General features: G+C 45.4%; 14 protein-coding genes. All 14 read left to right on the top strand.

Annotation, left to right across the window (positions count from 1 at the left end; translation table 11 throughout):
• Positions 1-198: 198 nt before the first annotated feature.
• Entirely contained in the window at positions 199-2,196 is a 1,998-nt protein-coding gene (locus tag AB5217_RS19290; protein WP_032844159.1) for a urocanate hydratase, read from the top strand.
• Positions 2,197-2,361: 165 nt separating this feature from the next.
• The gene (ftcD, locus tag AB5217_RS19285; protein ID WP_032844158.1) at positions 2,362-3,264 is read left to right on the top strand and encodes a glutamate formimidoyltransferase; all 903 of its coding nucleotides are present in this window, start codon (positions 2,362-2,364) and stop codon (positions 3,262-3,264) included.
• Positions 3,265-3,374: 110 nt separating this feature from the next.
• On the top strand, positions 3,375-4,628 hold the full coding sequence (hutI, locus tag AB5217_RS19280; RefSeq protein ID WP_004323755.1) for an imidazolonepropionase: 1,254 nt from the start codon (positions 3,375-3,377) through the stop codon (positions 4,626-4,628).
• Between the two features lie 46 nt (positions 4,629-4,674).
• Positions 4,675-5,304 carry a cyclodeaminase/cyclohydrolase family protein gene (locus AB5217_RS19275; protein WP_004296316.1) on the top strand — a complete coding sequence of 210 codons (630 nt, stop codon included), beginning with the start codon at positions 4,675-4,677 and terminating at the stop codon, positions 5,302-5,304.
• A complete protein-coding gene (gene hutH / locus AB5217_RS19270) occupies positions 5,301-6,800 on the top strand; it encodes a histidine ammonia-lyase (RefSeq protein ID WP_004296315.1) in 1,500 nt (499 codons plus the stop codon). Before AB5217_RS19275 ends, hutH begins: the two co-directional genes overlap by 4 nt.
• Before the next feature lie 349 nt (positions 6,801-7,149).
• A complete protein-coding gene (locus AB5217_RS19265) occupies positions 7,150-7,800 on the top strand; it encodes a TetR/AcrR family transcriptional regulator (RefSeq protein WP_004323670.1) in 651 nt (216 codons plus the stop codon).
• A 55-nt stretch (positions 7,801-7,855) separates the two neighbouring features.
• On the top strand, positions 7,856-9,202 hold the full coding sequence (locus AB5217_RS19260; protein WP_004310868.1) for a TolC family protein: 1,347 nt from the start codon (positions 7,856-7,858) through the stop codon (positions 9,200-9,202).
• 33 nt (positions 9,203-9,235) lie between these two features.
• Positions 9,236-10,273 (top strand): efflux RND transporter periplasmic adaptor subunit, encoded by a 1,038-nt coding sequence (locus AB5217_RS19255; RefSeq protein WP_004307515.1) that lies wholly within the window; start codon positions 9,236-9,238, stop codon positions 10,271-10,273.
• 114 nt (positions 10,274-10,387) lie between these two features.
• Positions 10,388-13,546 (top strand): efflux RND transporter permease subunit, encoded by a 3,159-nt coding sequence (locus AB5217_RS19250; RefSeq protein WP_004310863.1) that lies wholly within the window; start codon positions 10,388-10,390, stop codon positions 13,544-13,546.
• 12 nt (positions 13,547-13,558) lie between these two features.
• Positions 13,559-13,852, top strand: a complete 294-nt coding sequence (locus AB5217_RS19245; protein ID WP_004307513.1) for a PG0541 family transporter-associated protein — start codon at positions 13,559-13,561, stop codon at positions 13,850-13,852.
• A gap of 115 nt (positions 13,853-13,967) precedes the next feature.
• Entirely contained in the window at positions 13,968-15,368 is a 1,401-nt protein-coding gene (locus AB5217_RS19240; RefSeq protein WP_004310861.1) for an SGNH/GDSL hydrolase family protein, read from the top strand.
• On the top strand, positions 15,355-16,272 hold the full coding sequence (locus tag AB5217_RS19235) for an SGNH/GDSL hydrolase family protein (protein ID WP_008646306.1): 918 nt from the start codon (positions 15,355-15,357) through the stop codon (positions 16,270-16,272). Before AB5217_RS19240 ends, AB5217_RS19235 begins: the two co-directional genes overlap by 14 nt.
• A complete protein-coding gene (locus AB5217_RS19230; RefSeq protein WP_004307510.1) occupies positions 16,259-17,746 on the top strand; it encodes an MBOAT family O-acyltransferase in 1,488 nt (495 codons plus the stop codon). The genes AB5217_RS19235 and AB5217_RS19230 overlap by 14 nt, the downstream gene beginning before the upstream one ends.
• Positions 17,747-17,832: 86 nt before the next feature.
• Positions 17,833-18,837 carry an aldo/keto reductase gene (locus tag AB5217_RS19225; protein WP_004307509.1) on the top strand — a complete coding sequence of 335 codons (1,005 nt, stop codon included), beginning with the start codon at positions 17,833-17,835 and terminating at the stop codon, positions 18,835-18,837.
• The last annotated feature ends 161 nt before the right edge of the window (positions 18,838-18,998 follow it).

The following is an 18,998-nucleotide window of genomic DNA, read 5'->3' as shown; positions in this document are numbered from 1 at the left end:
TGCATTTGTATCTGTATAAAAGCATAAGAGACTCCTGACATTGCCTGTATCTTACCATTCTATTAAGCAGTAAATGTAATAATGCCTTTCTGATAATAAATCTGTTATTTCTCTTGTCTTTTATCTTCTTTTTTTCTATATTGCGAAGAGTTATAAGACTGTATTGCTTACAGTTTGTAATCCTTAATTCTGTTTATTATGAGAATAACTCTTGGCAACACGCTACCTCCTTATCCGGATTTTGTAGAAGGTATCCGGAGAGCTCCCGACCGTGGTTATACACTTACCCCGGCGCAGACCATCACAGCTTTAAAAAACGCTTTGCGTTATATTCCCTCCGAGTGGCACGAACAACTGGCTCCTGAATTTATGGAAGAACTACGCACTCGCGGGCGGATTTACGGATACCGTTTCCGTCCTGCCGGAGACTTGAAAGCAAAGCCGATTGATGAATATCAGGGGCAATGTATTGAAGGCAAAGCCTTTCAGGTAATGATTGACAATAACCTTTGCTTCGATATAGCCTTATATCCCTACGAACTTGTTACTTATGGTGAAACCGGGCAAGTTTGCCAAAATTGGATGCAATATCGACTGATTAAGCAATATCTGGAAGAACTTACCCAGGAACAGACACTGGTTATTGAATCCGGACATCCATTGGGGCTTTTCCGCTCCCGTCCCGATGCTCCCCGCGTTATAATTACCAATTCGATGATGATCGGACAATTCGACAATCAACATGATTGGCATATTGCCGCCCAGATGGGAGTTGCCAATTACGGACAGATGACAGCTGGTGGTTGGATGTATATCGGTCCTCAAGGCATTGTGCATGGCACTTTCAACACCCTCCTGAATGCCGGACGATTGAAACTCGGCATTCCACAAGACCAAGATTTGCGGGGACACTTATTTATTTCTTCCGGTTTGGGAGGAATGAGTGGTGCACAACCTAAAGCAGCCGAAATAGCAGGAGCAGTCTCCATCATAGCCGAAGTAGATCGTTCACGCATTGAAACACGTTACCGCCAGGGATGGGTGGGGCATGTGACTGCAGATATCATAGAAGCATACCGGATGGCAGCTGAAGCAATGCGACGCCGTGAACCTTGTTCCATTGCCTATCATGGGAATATAGTAGACCTGCTCGAGTATGCCGAGCGTGAAAAGATTTTGATCGAACTATTATCCGATCAAACCTCCTGTCACGCCGTTTACGAAGGTGGATACTGCCCAGCCGGACTGACTTTCGAGGAACGCACACGCCTTCTTCACGAATCGCCGGAGGAATTCCGTCACTTGGTAGACATATCTTTGCACCGTCATTTCGAGGTCATCAAGAAATTGGTAGCCCGCGGAACTTATTTCTTTGATTATGGAAACTCTTTCATGAAAGCCATATACGATGCCGGAGTAAAAGAAATCTCCTATAATGGTGTTGATGAAAAAGACGGATTTATCTGGCCGAGTTATGTCGAAGATATTATGGGACCCCAACTCTTTGATTACGGCTACGGTCCGTTCAGGTGGGTCTGCTTGAGTGGTAAACACGAAGATCTGATAAAAACAGACCATGCGGCTATGGAGTGTATTGACGTCAATCGGCGCGGTCAGGATCTGGACAACTATAATTGGATACGGGATGCAGAAAAGAATCAACTCGTGGTGGGTACACAGGCACGTATTCTTTATCAGGATGCAGTTGGAAGAATGAAGATAGCCCTCCATTTCAATGAGATGGTCCGCCGGGGTGAAGTAGGCCCTATTATGCTGGGACGAGATCACCACGATGTCAGCGGTACGGATTCTCCTTTCCGGGAGACGTCAAATATCAAAGACGGAAGTAATGTGATGGCAGATATGGCTGTGCAATGCTTTGCCGGAAATTGTGCCCGTGGGATGAGTCTGGTAGCCTTGCATAATGGAGGTGGAGTCGGTATCGGCAAAGCAATCAATGGCGGTTTTGGTATGGTATGCGACGGTAGCGAACGGGTAGATGAAATACTCCGTTCGGCAATGCTTTGGGACGTAATGGGAGGAGTAGCCCGCCGTTCGTGGGCGCGTAATCCGCATGCGATGGAAACGAGTGAAGCATTTAATGAGTCCCATGCTGGAGATTATCAGATAACAATGCCGTATGTGGCGAACGAAGAATTAATAAAGAAGATAGTTCCATCTATTGTGGGAAAGTAGTCTCACAATATAAGAGAAAGCGTTCCCATAATGTGAAGGAATAAATTCCCACAATATATGGAACAGTTTGAACATGCTGTTATTTTGGATAAACCATGTGGCTATTTGATGTAAAACATATAGTTATTCAGTAAAGTATAACCTCTATAATAATAGATATTTGATATGAGTTGGAATAAGATTATTGAATGTGTCCCCAATTTTAGCGAGGGACGTGATTTGGAGAAAATAGATCAGATAGTAGCCCCTTTCCGTAGTAAAGCCGGAGTAAAACTGCTTGATTACAGTAATGATGAAGATCATAACCGTCTGGTTGTCACACTTGTGGGAGAGCCGGAAGCACTGTGTGAAGCAGTAGTTGAAGCCGTTGGTGTAGCTGTCCGTTTGATCGACCTGAATCAGCACACCGGGCAACATCCTCGTATGGGAGCGGTAGATGTAATTCCTTTCATCCCGATTAAGAACACCAGTATGGAAGAAGCCATCGAACTCTCTAAAAAAGTAGCGGCGAAAGTTGCGGAGCTATATAATCTTCCCGTCTTCCTGTATGAAAAGTCGGCTACTGCGCCACACCGGGAAAATCTCGCCTCCGTTCGTAAAGGCGAGTTTGAAGGAATGGCCGAAAAGATCAAACTACCCGAATGGCAACCTGACTTCGGACCTGCTGAACGACATCCGGCCGCAGGTACCGTAGCAATCGGAGCCCGTATGCCACTCGTAGCTTACAATATTAATCTAAGTACAGATAATATGGAGATAGCCACTAAGATAGCGAAAAATATCCGCCATATCAATGGAGGACTTCGTTATGTAAAAGCAATGGGAGTGGAACTGAAAGAGCGAAACATTACCCAAGTATCCATTAACATGACCGACTATACCCGTACCGCACTCTACCGTACCTTCGAATTAGTACGTATCGAAGCCCGTCGTTACGGTGTTACAATTGTAGGTAGTGAAATAATCGGTCTTGTACCGATGGAAGCTCTGATTGATACCGCTTCCTACTATCTCGGACTCGAAAACTTTACCATGCAGCAAGTTCTCGAAGCTCGTATCATGGAATAGTCAATAAGAAAATAGAATGAATCACAATTGCTTTATGGCAAACATCATTCTAAAAGAACGCGCCATTCATATCTCCATTTATTATATGAACTAATTATGATGAACTATTTATGAGTGAAAACCTAATCATATTTAACGCCCGTATCGTAACCCCCATCGGCTTTTCCGCCCGTAAAGGAGAGGAAATGTCTCAACTGCAAATCATAGAAAACGGAACCGTGGAAGTGACCAAAGGAATCATTACCTACGTTGGTGAAAACCGTGGTGAAGATCGGGATGGTTACTACCAGCACTATTGGCATTATAACGCTCGCGGGCATTGCCTTTTACCCGGTTTCGTCGACTCCCATACCCATTTTGTATTTGGCGGAGAACGTTCCGAAGAATTATCCTGGCGTCTGAAAGGCGAAAGCTATATGTCAATCATGGAGCGGGGAGGGGGAATTGCAAGTACCGTCAAAGCCACCCGGCAAATGAACTACCTTAAACTTCGTTCAGCCGCCGAAAGCTTCCTGAAGAAGATGAGCACCATGGGAGTAACCACCGTAGAAGGTAAAAGTGGCTACGGCCTGGATCGGGACACAGAATTACTACAACTAAAAGTAATGCGCAGCCTGAATAACGCCGAGCATAAACGCGTCGATATAGTCTCCACTTTCCTCGGCGCCCACGCCCTTCCCGAAGAATATGCAGGGAGAAGCGACGAATACATCGATTTCCTGATTCGTGAAATGCTTCCCCTTATCCATTCCGGTAAGTGGGCAGAATGTTGTGATGTCTTTTGCGAACAAGGCGTTTTCTCTATCGAACAATCCCGTCGCCTGCTTCAGGCAGCCAAAGAGCACGGTTTCCTGTTGAAACTCCATGCCGACGAAATCGTCTCTCTCGGCGGTGCCGAACTGGCAGCCGAACTCGGAGCACTGTCTGCCGACCATCTCCTGCACGCTTCCGATGCCGGTATCCGTGCAATGGCCGATGCCGGAGTAGTAGCCACCCTGTTGCCTCTGACAGCTTTCGCCTTGAAAGAACCCTACGCGCGAGGTCGTGAAATGATTGACGTCGGTTGTGCTGTGGCACTTGCCACCGACCTGAATCCCGGCAGTTGTTTCTCCGGTTCCATCCCGCTGACCATTGCTCTGGCCTGCATCTATATGCAAATGAGCATCGAAGAAACCATCACTGCTCTCACCCTGAACGGAGCCGCCGCCCTTCAACGAGCCGACCGTATTGGAAGTATCGAAGTAGGTAAACAAGGCGATTTCGTCATTCTCAATTCCGACAACTATCATATTCTACCTTACTATATAGGCATGAATTGCGTAATCATGACTATTAAAGGCGGCATACTTTATCCCGTCGCTTAATAGTTGAAAAACTCTCATTCATTAATCACTTAAAAAACAGAATACCATGTTAGCAGATTTAACCGTAAAAGATTTCTTAGATAAAGTAGCTTGCAGTGACCCTGTGCCCGGTGGCGGTAGTATTGCCGCTTTGAATGGAGCGCTGGCTTCCTCCCTTTCTACGATGGTGGCACGGCTGACCGTAGGAAAAAAAGGATACGAAGTCAGTGAAGAAGTAATGCAGCACGCACAAACCATCACCCTCCGTTTGCTGGACGAATTTATGGCGCTTATTGACAAAGATTCAGCTGCCTACAACGAAGTATTTGCCTGCTTTAAACTACCTAAAACAACCGACGAAGAGAAAGCCGCCCGAAGTGCTGCTATCCAGAAGGCAACCAAACAAGCCGCCCTCGTTCCGTTGGAAGTAGCCCGCAAAGCACTGGATATGATGTCCGTTATAGCAGATGTTGCCCGTCTCGGTAACCGGAATGCTGTCACAGATGCCTGTGTAGCAATGATGTCCGCCCGTACCGCCGTATTGGGAGCCTTACTGAATGTCCGTATCAACCTCGGTTCGCTCAAAGACAGAGATTTTGTCCTCCAGCTGCAAACCGAAGCCGATGCCATCGAGCAAACCGCCTGTCAGAGAGAAAAAGAATTGTTGGATGCCGTAAATCAAGACCTGCGCGTATGAGTAAGAATGTATACCATATCGGTTCCGGAGCACTGACCTTCGAAATCATCGAACGAATTATAAACGAAAACCTGAAACTGGAACTAGCCCCCGAAGCCAAGTTACGCATCCAGAAATGCCGTGACTACCTCGACCAAAAAATAGCTTCTTCCGAAGAACCATTATACGGCATAACAACAGGTTTCGGCTCTCTATGCACTAAAAATATATCTCCCGATGAACTGGGAACCCTCCAGGAGAACTTGATAAAAAGCCATGCTTGCAGCGTAGGCGAAGAAATCCGCCCCGTCATCATCAAACTGATGATGCTTCTCAAAGCCCACGCCCTCTCATTGGGACATAGCGGCGTACAAGTTATCACCGTGCAACGCATCCTCGATTTTTTCAATAATGACGTCATGCCAATTGTCTACGACCGCGGTTCCCTTGGAGCCTCCGGCGACCTGGCACCGCTCGCCAATCTTTTCCTTCCTCTGATAGGTGTCGGTGATGTCTACTATAAAGGAAAAAAGTGCGAAGCCATCAGCGTACTCGACGAGTTTGGCTGGGAACCGGTCAAATTAATGAGCAAAGAAGGACTAGCCCTGCTGAACGGCACCCAATTTATGAGTGCCAACGGTGTGTTTGCTATGCTCAAAGCCTTTCGCCTCTCGAAAAAGGCCGACCTGATAGCCGCCCTTTCCCTCGAAGCCTTTGACGGCCGTATCGACCCGTTTATGGACTGCATCCAGCAAATCCGTCCCCATCAGGGACAGATTGAGACAGGCGAAGCCTTCCGCAAACTACTGGCAGGCAGCGAACTAATCGAACGCCACAAGGAACATGTGCAAGATCCCTATTCCTTCCGCTGCATCCCACAAGTACATGGCGCCACCAAAGATGCCATCCGCTACGTTGCCTCCGTACTGCTGACCGAAATCAATTCCGTCACGGACAACCCCACCATCTTCCCCGATGAAGACCGGATCATCTCCGGCGGAAACTTTCACGGGCAACCGCTTGCCATCTCTTATGACTTCCTCGCCATCGCCCTGGCCGAATTGGGAAATATCTCCGAACGCCGTGTCTCCCAACTGATTATGGGACTCCGTGGACTACCTGAATTTCTCGTAGCTAACCCCGGTCTGAACTCCGGATTCATGATTCCCCAGTATGCCGCCGCCTCCATGGTCAGCCAGAATAAAATGTACTGCTATGCAGCTTCTAGCGATTCCATAGTCTCCTCCAACGGACAGGAAGACCATGTAAGCATGGGTGCCAATGCCGCCACCAAACTCTATAAAGTGATGGACAACCTGGAACATATCCTTGCCATCGAACTGATGAACGCCGCACAAGGCATCGACTTCCGCCGCCCGCAGAAAACCTCTCCCGTTCTTGAGCGTTTCCTCCATGCCTATCGGAAAGAAGTGCCTTTTGTAAAAGATGACATTGTGATGTACAAGGAAATACATAAAACAGTCGCCTTCCTGAAGAGGACACAGATTGAATACTGACAATAAATTGACCCTTTTTCGCTTTTCGTTAATAATGGTGACTGTTATTGCCGGGTAAGTGTCGATTCTTATCGATATTTATCCGGCATTTATTGGCTCCCATCTCTTCTATTAGCGATAAAACTTTACTTCCTATATTCCCTCCTTTTACCTTTCTTTTGTGTTTGTTCCAAATTTCCTATTAACACTTGTTTTCATTTCACTCTATTGAATGATAATAAATCCCAAATGGACTATAAATAGCTGGAAACTTAATTTGTTAATTGAGTTTTCTATATATCTTTGTTCCGTTTTTCCTTTGGAAATGAAGAGAAAACGAAAACTGCATTTTAATAAAATAGAAAAACGGATGATGACAGAGCATGGAAAGGACGCTTCCCAACGGGTAGAGTTAAGAGAACGGATCATAACGGCGGCAACAGAAGCTTTTACTTCAAAAGGCATCAAGAGTATTACAATGGATGACATTGCAGCAGCATTAGGAATTTCCAAACGTACGCTCTACGAAGTCTTTTCGGATAAAGAATCGTTGTTGAAAGAATGCATACTGAAGGCACAGGCAGACAGAGACAAGTATTTGCAGAAAGTCTTTGAACAGTCGCACAATGTGTTGGAAGTGATACTTGCAGTCTTTCAGAAAAGCATTGAGATGTTTCATCAGACGAACAAACGCTTTTTTGAAGACATTAAGAAATATCCCAAAGTATATGAGATGATGAAGAATCGGCAGGACAGCGATTCGATGAAAACCATGTCCTTCTTCAAAACAGGAGTAGAGCAGGGCATCTTTCGTTCGGATGTAAACTTCGCTATTGTCAATTTGCTGGTACGTGAGCAATTTGATGTGCTTTTGAATACGGACATCTGTAATGAATACCCTTTCATTGAAGTGTACGAATCCATCATGTTTACTTATATACGCGGTATCTCCACCGAAAAAGGAGCAAGGGTACTGGAAGACTTTATACAAGAATATCGCAAGAACCGCATCGAAGACTAGAGTAAAAGTGAGGTTCTATTGACAAACAATTAAGATTAAATTAGAAATTCAGTTTATGAACAAGATGAAAAGATTGACAGGTCGGAAGATCCTTCTGGTAGCTGTGGCATTCTGTGCATTTGGTTTTGCAAAGGCGCAGGACACGCAGACGGAGAAGAATACCCTAACCTTAACCTTAGACAAAGCCTTGGAAATTGCATTGGATGAGAATCCGACAATGAAAGTGGCAGCGGAAGAAATCGCCTTAAAGAGAGTTGCCAGCAAGGAAGCCTGGCAAAGTCTGTTGCCGGAGGCCAGCATTGCCGGTTCCTTAGACCATACAATTAAAGCGGCTGAAATGAAATTGAACGATATGTCGTTCAAGATGGGGCAAGACGGTTCGAACACCGCCAATGCCGGGTTGAGTATTAACCTGCCACTCTTTGTGCCGGGTGTTTACCGTGCTATGTCGATGACAAAGACGGATATTGAACTGGCAGTAGAGAAGTCACGTGCTTCCAAACTGGATCTGGTGAATCAGGTAAGCAAGGCTTATTATCAGTTAATGCTTGCACAGGATAGCTATGAAGTGCTTCAAGGCAGCTATAAACTGGCAGAAGATAATTACAATGTAGTGAATGCCAAATATCAGCAGGGAACTGTGAGCGAATATGACAAGATCAGTGCGGAAGTACAGATGCGCAGCATTAAGCCGAACCTGATTGCGGCAGCCAATGCGGTGACTTTGGCTAAATTACAGTTAAAAGTTCTGATGGGCATCACTGCCGATGTGGAGATAAAGATTAATGATAATCTGACCAACTATGAGACGACCATGTTTGCCAATCAGTTGAAAGAAGAGAATGTGAATCTGAACAACAATACCACCATGAAGCAGTTGGACTTGAACATGAAGTTGCTCGAAAAGAATGTAAAGTCTTTAAAGACAAACTTTATGCCGACTCTTTCCATGAGCTTCTCCTATCAATATCAGTCATTGTATAATCCGAATATCAATTTCTTCGATTATAACTGGAGCAACAGTTCCAGCCTGATGTTCAATATCAGCATACCTTTATATAAGGCAAGCAATTTTACGAAAGTGAAATCTGCCCGTATCCAGATGCGCCAGCTCGATTGGAATCGTATCGATACGGAAAGACAGTTGAATATGCAGATTGTCAGTTGTCGCAATAATATGAGTGCCAGCACAGAGCAGGTAGTCAGCAACAAGGAAAATGTGATGCAGGCAAAGAAAGCGGTGGTGATTGCCGAAAAACGTTATGATGTAGGTAAGGGCACGGTGCTCGAACTGAACAGTTCCCAAGTGTCACTGACACAGGCGCAACTCACCTACAATCAGTCCATATACGATTACCTGGTTGCTAAGGCAGACCTCGATCAGGTTCTGGGAAAAGAATAAAGATAGACAACTAAAAAATTACAAGTAAGGAATATGAAAAGAAGTATCCAATTGGTAGCCCTGCTGTTAACTGTGTTTATGGGCTCATGTACAGGTGGAAAAGACAAAGCTGCTGCGGAACATGTGGACGCAAAGCCTATTGTGAAGCTGGCAGACGTAAAAGCCCGCCCCGTAGATCAAATACAGGATTACACAGCAACGGTGGAAGCCGAAGTAAAGAATAATATTGCGCCTTCGTCTCCCGTACGTATCGATCAGATTTTCGTAGAAGTGGGCGACCGCGTATCCAAAGGACAGAAACTTGTGCAGATGGATGCAGCCAACCTGAAACAGACGAAGCTGCAACTAGATAATCAGGAAATAGAATTCAACCGTATCGACGAATTATATAAAGTGGGCGGTGCGTCCAAATCAGAGTGGGATGCTTCGAAGATGCAACTCGATGTGAAGAAAACCGCTTATAAGAATCTGCTGGAGAATACCTCTTTGCAAAGCCCTATCAATGGTGTAGTCACTGCGCGCAACTATGATAATGGCGATATGTACAGTGGTGGAGAACCGGTTCTGGTAGTAGAACAGATCACTCCCGTGAAACTCCTGATTAACGTGTCTGAAACCTACTTCACGAAAGTGAAAAAAGGTACTCCTGTCGACGTGAAACTCGATGTATATGGTGATGAAGTCTTTACAGGAACCATCAACCTGATTTACCCTACCATAGATGCTACTACCCGTACATTCCAGGTGGAGATCAGACTGGATAATAAAGACCAGCGTGTGCGTCCGGGAATGTTTGCCCGTGCGACATTGAACTTCGGTACAGCAGAAAACGTAGTTGTTCCTGATTTGGCTATCGTTAAGCAGGCAGGTTCCGGCGACCGTTATGTATTCGTTTATAAAGACGGTAAAGTATCTTATAATAAGGTTGAACTGGGTAGACGCATGGGTACGGAGTACGAGTTGAAATCCGGTGTGCCCGATAACTCACAGGTTGTAGTTGCCGGACAGTCACGTTTGGTGAACGGTATGGAAGTAGAGGTGGAAGCCTCTTCCCAACTTTCTTCCAAATGAGAGATGTACAGTACCTTTCTCCCAATGCTTTTATTAATTAACCTGATTTCAAAACGATCTTCCGGCTTCCTCTTCTTGGGAGAGGAGCGGGGAGAGGCTTTTAAATAAAACAACATGAGTTTATACGAAGGTGCGGTTAAGAAACCGATTATGACCTCCCTCTGCTTTCTGGCAGTGGTGATTTTTGGTCTTTTCTCTTTGTCCAAGTTACCTATCGACTTGTATCCGGACATTGACACGAATACAATCATGGTAATGACCGCTTATCCCGGAGCAAGTGCTTCGGATATAGAAAATAATGTGACTCGCCCGCTCGAAAATACGTTGAATGCGGTGAGCAACCTGAAACATATCACCTCCCGTTCTTCCGAGAATATGTCATTAATTACATTGGAGTTCGAGTTTGGTAACGATATTGACGTTCTCACCAATGATGTGCGCGATAAACTCGACATGGTAAGCTCACAGCTTCCCGATGATGTCGAGAATCCGATCATCTTCAAATTTAGTACGGACATGATTCCGATCGTGTTGCTTTCCGTACAGGCCAATGAGAGTCAGTCAGCGCTTTATAAGATATTGGACGACCGTGTGGTAAATCCGCTGGCACGTATTCCGGGAGTCGGAACCGTCTCCATCAGTGGTGCACCGCAACGTGAGATTCAGGTATATTGCGACCCTAACAAACTGGAAGCCTATCACCTGACTATTGAAACAATCAGCTCCATTATCGGAGCCGAGAATAAGAACATTCCCGGTGGTAACTTCGATATTGGTAGCGAAACCTATGCACTGCGTGTAGAAGGTGAGTTTGATGATTCCCGTCAGTTGGCAGATGTAGTGGTGGGTACACACAATGGGGCGAATGTCTTTTTGCGTGATGTAGCCCGTATTGTCGATACCGTGGAAGAACGTGCACAGGAAACCTATAATAATGGTGTGCAAGGTGCTATGATTGTAGTTCAGAAACAGTCGGGAGCCAATTCGGTAGAAATCTCCAAGAAAGTGGCCGACGCGCTGCCGAGGCTTCAAAAGAACCTGCCGAGCGACGTGAAGATTGGTGTCATTGTCGATACCTCGGACAACATTTTGAACACCATCGACAGTTTGACGGAAACCGTTGTTTATGCCTTGCTCTTTGTTGTCATCGTCGTGTTCCTCTTCCTGGGACGTTGGCGTGCGACGCTGATTATCTGTATCACTATTCCGCTTTCGTTGATTGCTTCGTTCATTTACCTGGCGATTAGTGGAAATACGATTAATATTATTTCGCTTTCGTCACTTTCTATTGCTATCGGTATGGTGGTGGATGATGCGATTGTGGTACTTGAAAACGTAACGACCCATATCGAGCGTGGCTCCGATCCGAAACAGGCAGCCGTGCACGGAACAAATGAGGTGGCAATCTCTGTAATTGCTTCTACGTTGACCATGATTGCCGTGTTCTTCCCGTTGACGATGGTAAGCGGTATGTCCGGTGTGCTTTTCAAACAGTTGGGTTGGATGATGTGTGCCATCATGTTTATTTCTACGGTCGCCGCACTATCTTTGACTCCGATGCTCTGTTCTCAGTTACTTCGCTTGCAGAAGAAACCATCGAAAATGTTCAAGCTCTTCTTTACTCCGATTGAGAAAGCGCTCGACGGACTTGATACTTGGTATGCGAAGATGTTGAACTGGGCTGTACGTCATCGTCCGATTGTGATTGTGGGATGTATTGCTTTCTTCGTTGTCAGTTTGCTGTGTGCAAAGGGCATCGGTACGGAGTTCTTCCCGGCACAGGATAATGCCCGTATTGCCGTACAGTTGGAACTTCCAATCGGTACACGAAAAGAGATAGCGCAGGAATTATCTCAGAAGTTAACCAACCAATGGCTGACGAAGTATAAAGACATAATGAAAGTCTGTAACTATACAGTCGGTCAGGCTGATTCTGACAACACTTGGGCATCCATGCAGGACAATGGCTCACATATAATCTCGTTCAACATCAGTTTGGTAGACCCGGGTGATCGTGACATCACTTTGGAAGCAGTCTGTGATGAGATGCGTGAAGATTTGAAAGCCTATCCGGAATTCAGTAAAGCACAGGTAATCCTCGGAGGTAGTAACACGGGTATGTCCGCGCAGGCAAGTGCCGACTTTGAGGTTTACGGATACGATATGACAGTAACCGATAGCGTAGCAGCCCGTCTGAAACGTGAATTATTGAAAGTAAAAGGCGTGACCGAGGTAAATATCAGCCGTAGTGACTACCAACCGGAATACCAGGTAGACTTCGACCGTGAAAAACTGGCGATGCATGGCTTGAATCTTTCAACTGCTGGTAACTATCTGCGTAACCGTGTCAATGGTGCGGTAGCATCTAAATATCGTGAGGACGGAGATGAATATGATATCAAAGTGCGTTACGCACCTGAATACCGTACAAGCCTGGAGAGTCTCGAAAATATCCTCATTTACAATGCACAGGGACAATCCGTTCGTGTGAAAGACGTCGGAAAGGTAGTCGAACGTTTTGCACCTCCTACCATCGAACGTAAAGACCGCGAACGTATCGTGACCGTTTCCGCTGTAATCTCCGGAGCTCCGCTGGGCGACGTAGTGGCTGCCGGAAATAAGGTGATAGATAAAATGGATCTTCCGGGAGAAGTCACCATCCAGATTTCCGGTTCGTACGAAGATCAGCAGGATTCATTCCGCGATTTGGGAACACTTGCCATCCTGATTGTTGTTCTGGTATTTATCGTGATGGCAGCGCAGTTCGAGTCACTGACTTATCCGTTTATCATCATGTTCTCCCTGCCGTTTGCGTTTAGTGGTGTCTTGATGGCACTATTCTTTACGAACAGCACATTGAGTGTCATGAGTTTATTGGGAGGTATCATGTTGATTGGTATTGTGGTGAAGAACGGTATTGTGCTTATTGACTACATTACCCTTTGTCGAGAACGTGGATTGGCTGTTTTGAACTCTGTGGTAACAGCAGGTAAGAGCCGTCTTCGTCCGGTACTGATGACCACCGCTACTACCGTTCTCGGTATGATTCCGATGGCTATCGGTGGCGGTCAAGGTTCGGAAATGTGGAGTCCGATGGCAATTGCCGTAATCGGTGGTTTGACGATATCTACTGTTTTGACATTGATTTTGATTCCTACTCTATATTGTGTATTCGCGGGAACTGGTATCAAGAACCGTCGTCGTAAACTCCGCCGTCAACGTGAATTGGACGTTTATTTCCAGGCGAATAAAGATAACATTATTAAGAAATAACAGAAAAGAAATATGAAATCAGTATTGATAACATTCGACCAGGCTTATTACGAACGAATCATGGCGTTGCTCGACCGTTTGGGTTGTCGTGGCTTTACATACCTTGAAAAAGTACAGGGACGTGGTTCGAAAACAGGCGATCCGCATTTCGGAAGCCATGCCTGGCCAAGTATGTGCTCGGCTATCCTGACAGTGGTAGAAGATAACAAAGTCGATTCATTGCTCGACACCTTGCATAAAATGGATTTGCAGACGGAACAATTAGGTTTGCGTGCATTTGTGTGGAACATTGAACGGACCATTTAAATGTGATCCGGTAGATAGATAAAAAGGAAAGGAGAATCTAATAAATAATGTAGATTCTCCTTTCTTTTTGTGGCTTTTGTCTATCTTTGCGGTCGTTTGGGATTTTAGAAACATTATGGAGATAATAAAGAATTATTTGAAATATTCGTTGTGGTTCGTACTGATTGTATTTGCAGCCTTACTCGGGCTTCATTGGCTTCCGGTACTGACCATTGACGGGCACACGATGAGGCGTGTAGACCTTTTGAGCGACCTTCGTTATCCGGAATCGGAGATTGCCACAGCTGATTCGGACAGTATCCCTTTGCCTCCAGTTGTAAAGCCGGTCTTTGTAGATACTTGTCGTGCAGGTATGACTTGCATTGAAGATTACAGTGATTCCACCCTCCGGGGGATGGCTCCTTTTTATGAAGCACTCAATCGTATCTCTTCCAGTGATTCAGATGACTCTGATGACAAACAGGTACGCATTGCCGTATTCGGAGACTCTTTTATCGAAGCGGATATATTTACAGCCGACTTGCGCGAAATGCTTCAGAAACAATTCGGCGGTTGTGGTGTAGGTTTTGTTACCATCACTTCCATGACAAGCGGTTACCGTCCTACGGTACGGCATACATTTGGCGGATGGTCCAGCCATGCAGTAACAGACAGTATCTATTTCGATAAGAAGAAACAAGGCATTTCCGGACACTATTTTGTCCCCCGGAACGGAGCTTATGTAGAACTACGCGGACAAAATAAATACGCCTCCCTGCTCGATACTTGCCAACGTGCTTCTATCTTCTTCTATAATAAAGATTCCGTTCTTCTTTCTGCCCGTGTGAACAAAGGAGAAAGCAAGAATTACTCTTTAGGCCCTTCTGATGGATTACAACAAGTTCAGGTGGACGGACGCATCGGTTCTATCCGTTGGACAGTAGATCGTGCGGACTCTGCCCTGTTCTATGGCTTGGCAATGGATGGAAAGAAAGGAATCATTCTCGATAACTTCTCGTTGCGTGGCAGTTCCGGTCTTTCCCTGCGCGGTATTCCGGTACAAACGTTGAAGCAGTTTAACCGCCAGCGTCCTTACGACCTGATTATCCTCGAATATGGATTGAATGTAGCTACCGAACGGGGACGCAATTATGATAATTACCAGAAAGGATTGATTACAGCTATCGAGCATCTGAAAGAATGTTTCCCACAAGCCGGAATTCTGTTATTGAGCGTTGGCGACCGTGATTATAAGAACGAAAACGGCGAACTCCGTACCATGCCCGGTGTTAAGAATCTGATTCGTTATCAGCAGAACATTGCTGCTGAAAGCGGTATTGCATTCTGGAATATGTTTGAAGCAATGGGCGGAGAAGGCAGTATGGCAAAACTCGTCCATGCCAAACCCTCTATGGCAAACTACGATTATACGCATATAAACTTCCGTGGCGGTAAGCATTTGGCTGGATTGCTTTATGAAACCATGATCTATGGTAAGGAACAATACGACAGGAGGCGTGCTTATGAGAAAGAGTAACCTGCTGTCCATCTTTATTCTCATTCTCGCCGGTATGTTGAGTGTCCCTTGTTTTCTTACAGAAACAATCGCGCAAGACCGTATGCCTGTATGCTCTCCATTGGGAAAGACTGCAAAGCGGATAAAGCCTTTACGGGAAATGAACTGGGCGAATGATACGATCAACGTACAAGTAGCCTTCCCTGCTGCTTTTCGCGAAACCGGACGGAATGAGATTATTGACAGCATTGCTCTGCTGGCTCCCGTCTTTGAACATCTCCGCCAGGTACGTGCCGGACTCTCCGAAGATACAGTCCGCATCGTTCATATTGGCGATAGCCACGTGCGTGGACATATCTATCCCCAAACCACCGGTGCCCGTTTGGCAGAAACCTTTGGTGCCATTTCTTATATTGATAAAGGCGTCAACGGAGCTACTTGCCTAACATTTACCCATCCGGATCGTATTACCGAAATCGCTGCCTTGAAACCCGAATTGCTGATTCTCTCTTTCGGAACCAATGAAAGCCATAACCGGCGTTATAATATAAATGTGCACTACAATCAGATGGATGAACTTGTGAAACTGTTGCGCGACAGTCTTCCTAACATCCCCATTCTTCTGACTACCCCTCCCGGTTCCTATGAAAGTTTCCGGCAACGGAGGCGTAGACGCACGTATGCCATCAATCCCCGTACGGCAACAGCAGCGGAAACTATCCGCCGTTATGCCAAAGACCATCGCCTGCTCGTGTGGGATATGTATGATGTAGTCGGAGGGAAGCGTCGTGCCTGCACCAACTGGACGGAGGCAAACCTGATGCGTCCCGATCATGTACATTATTTACCTGAAGGATACATCCTGCAAGGAAATTTATTATACCAAGCACTTATACAAGCATATAATGACTATGTTTCCCATTGATATAGATTTCAGTAGACTAAAAGAGGTACTTACCTACGATCCGCAAGCCCCGATGATATTCAGCAGCGGTATCTTCCTTTGGCTGTTCGCTGCTTTCATGGTAGTGTATGTGTTGTTACAACGTAAATACACTGCCCGCATCTTGTTTGTCACCCTCTTTTCCTATTATTTCTACTACAAGAGTAGCGGCACATACTTCTTTCTGCTTGCTATAGTCACCGTTGCCGACTTCTTTCTTGCACAGCTAATGGATCGTGCAGAAGGGTATTGGAAACGTAAAGGATTAGTAGTTTTGAGTCTGAGTATCAATCTGGGACTTCTTGTCTATTTCAAATATACCAATTTCCTGGGTGGAGTGATAGCGTCATTGATGGGAGGAGAGTTTACCGCCCTTGATATATTCCTGCCGGTCGGTATCTCTTTCTTTACTTTCCAGTCGCTAAGCTACACCATCGACGTTTACCGGAGGGACATAAAGCCATTGACGAATCTTTTGGACTATGCTTTCTACGTATCTTTCTTCCCCCAGTTGGTGGCAGGACCTATCGTGCGTGCCCGCGATTTTATCCCGCAAATCCGGAAACCTCTCTTTGTTTCGCAGGAGATGTTCGGCCGCGGAATCTTCCTGATCGTATCCGGTCTTTTCAAGAAAGCCATTATCTCCGACTATATCAGCATCAACTTTGTAGAACGTATTTTTGATAATCCTACTCTCTATTCGGGTGTTGAGAATCTGATGGGAGTGTATGGTTATGCTTTACAGATTTACTGCGACTTTTCCGGATATAGTGACATGGCTATCGGTATCGCTTTATTGTTGGGCTTTCATTTTAATCTCAACTTTAATTCTCCTTATAAGTCTGCCTCCATTACCGAATTCTGGCGTCGTTGGCACATCTCTTTGTCTAGTTGGCTGCGGGATTATCTATATATTTCTTTAGGAGGAAACCGAAAAGGTAAGTTCCGGCAATATCTGAATCTTATCATTACCATGTTTCTGGGTGGATTATGGCATGGCGCATCTTGGAACTTCGTTCTTTGGGGAACCTTCCATGGAGTTGCTTTAGCATTGCATAAAATGTGGATGACCATCACCGGGCGTAAGAAAGGAGAACAAAGTCATGGTTGGCGGCGTGTATTCGGAGTGGTTATTACTTTCCATTTTGTCTGCTTCTGCTGGATTTTCTTCCGTAATGCCGATTTTCAGAACTCAATGGATATGCTGGGACAGATATTCACTACTTTCCGTCCGCAACTGTTCCCACAGTTACTTGAAGGATATTGGAAAGTATTCGCATTAATGTTGCTCGGCTTCCTGCTTCATTTTGCTCCCGATAGCTGGGAAAATGCAGCTTGCCGGGGAGTGATCCGTCTACCGTTCGTAGGAAAAGCAGTGTTGATGATAGCTTTGATTTACCTTGTTATTCAGATGAAGAGTTCGGAGATTCAGCCGTTTATCTATTTCCAGTTCTGATCCGCCTTCTTTTTAATATCCGGTTGAAGCCGTAATTGGAATATTTTTCCTTTCTTTGTGAAAGGAAAATATAAACATTCTGCTTTATGGAAAACTCTTTCAGTTATCAGCCGGCAGCTGATCGTTACGAACAGATGCCTTATACATATTGTGGCAAGAGTGGCTTGCAGTTACCTCTAATCTCTTTGGGATTGTGGCATAATTTCGGTAGTGTGGACAATTTCAATGTAGCAACCGACATGATTAAGTATGCTTTCGATCACGGTGTTACTCATTTTGACTTGGCAAATAATTACGGTCCTGCTCCCGGAAGTGCCGAAGTAAATTTCGGACGAATCTTGAAAGAGAACTTTCAAGGCTACCGGGATGAAATGATTATCTCTTCCAAGGCCGGTCATGACATGTGGGCAGGTCCTTATGGCGGAAATAGCTCTCGAAAAAATCTGATGGCGAGCATTGACCAAAGTCTCTGCCGGACAGGTTTGGAGTATTTTGATATCTTTTATAGTCATCGTTATGACGGAGTCACTCCAGTTGAAGAAACCATTCAGACATTGATTGATATTGTGAAGCAAGGTAAAGCATTGTATATCGGAATTTCTAAATATCCTCCCGAACAAGCCCGTGTTGCCTATGAGATGATGGCAAAAGCCGGTGTTCCCTGTCTTATCAGCCAATATCGATATAGTATGTTCGATCGTGCGGTTGAGGCTGAATCACTTCCTTTAGCAGCGGAGTACGGTTCCGGCTTCATAGCTTTCTCTCCTTTGGCACAAGGATTATTGACCGATAAATATCTGAACGGCATTCCGGAAGGTTCCCGTGCTGCCCGTTCTTCGGGTTTTCTTCAACAATCTCAAGTGACGCATGAAAAGGTAGAAGCTGCCCGTCAATTAAATGAAATAGCCCGCCGCCGTGGGCAAACGCTGGCTGAAATGGCTTTGGCATGGGTGCTGAAAGACGAAAGAATGACATCAGTGATTGTAGGTGCAAGTTCTGTGAATCAGTTAGCCGACAATTTGAAAGCGCTGGAACATTTGGAGTTCACGGCAGACGAGTTGAAAGAAATAGAGCAAATTTTACCCGGATAAATTCAGCCTGATTCATAAGGAGGTGTCGTATTTACAATTTGAATTCAGCAGTCTCCGCTGAATTCAGCTTCTGCAAATGTTTTTTGGTTCTTCGTCAAATTTGGTGGTAATCTCTTTTTTATTTCAACTGTCTTCTTCTTTCTTAATCCTATTAAAAGTTG

This window comes from Bacteroides sp. MSSM.1001136sp1_RTP21357st2_D2_RTP21359_211015 (assembly GCF_040913205.1).
GTDB lineage: Bacteria > Bacteroidota > Bacteroidia > Bacteroidales > Bacteroidaceae > Bacteroides > Bacteroides ovatus.
This window is presented reverse-complemented; position numbering and strand designations above follow the sequence as displayed.

Coding starts and splice junctions, on each gene's coding strand:
- AB5217_RS19290 (WP_032844159.1), top strand. CDS start 199: ATGAGAATAACTCTTGGCAACACGCTACCTCCTTATCCGGATTTTGTA.
- ftcD (WP_032844158.1), top strand. CDS start 2,362: ATGAGTTGGAATAAGATTATTGAATGTGTCCCCAATTTTAGCGAGGGA.
- hutI (WP_004323755.1), top strand. CDS start 3,375: ATGAGTGAAAACCTAATCATATTTAACGCCCGTATCGTAACCCCCATC.
- AB5217_RS19275 (WP_004296316.1), top strand. CDS start 4,675: ATGTTAGCAGATTTAACCGTAAAAGATTTCTTAGATAAAGTAGCTTGC.
- hutH (WP_004296315.1), top strand. CDS start 5,301: ATGAGTAAGAATGTATACCATATCGGTTCCGGAGCACTGACCTTCGAA.
- AB5217_RS19265 (WP_004323670.1), top strand. CDS start 7,150: ATGATGACAGAGCATGGAAAGGACGCTTCCCAACGGGTAGAGTTAAGA.
- AB5217_RS19260 (WP_004310868.1), top strand. CDS start 7,856: ATGAACAAGATGAAAAGATTGACAGGTCGGAAGATCCTTCTGGTAGCT.
- AB5217_RS19255 (WP_004307515.1), top strand. CDS start 9,236: ATGAAAAGAAGTATCCAATTGGTAGCCCTGCTGTTAACTGTGTTTATG.
- AB5217_RS19250 (WP_004310863.1), top strand. CDS start 10,388: ATGAGTTTATACGAAGGTGCGGTTAAGAAACCGATTATGACCTCCCTC.
- AB5217_RS19245 (WP_004307513.1), top strand. CDS start 13,559: ATGAAATCAGTATTGATAACATTCGACCAGGCTTATTACGAACGAATC.
- AB5217_RS19240 (WP_004310861.1), top strand. CDS start 13,968: ATGGAGATAATAAAGAATTATTTGAAATATTCGTTGTGGTTCGTACTG.
- AB5217_RS19235 (WP_008646306.1), top strand. CDS start 15,355: ATGAGAAAGAGTAACCTGCTGTCCATCTTTATTCTCATTCTCGCCGGT.
- AB5217_RS19230 (WP_004307510.1), top strand. CDS start 16,259: ATGTTTCCCATTGATATAGATTTCAGTAGACTAAAAGAGGTACTTACC.
- AB5217_RS19225 (WP_004307509.1), top strand. CDS start 17,833: ATGGAAAACTCTTTCAGTTATCAGCCGGCAGCTGATCGTTACGAACAG.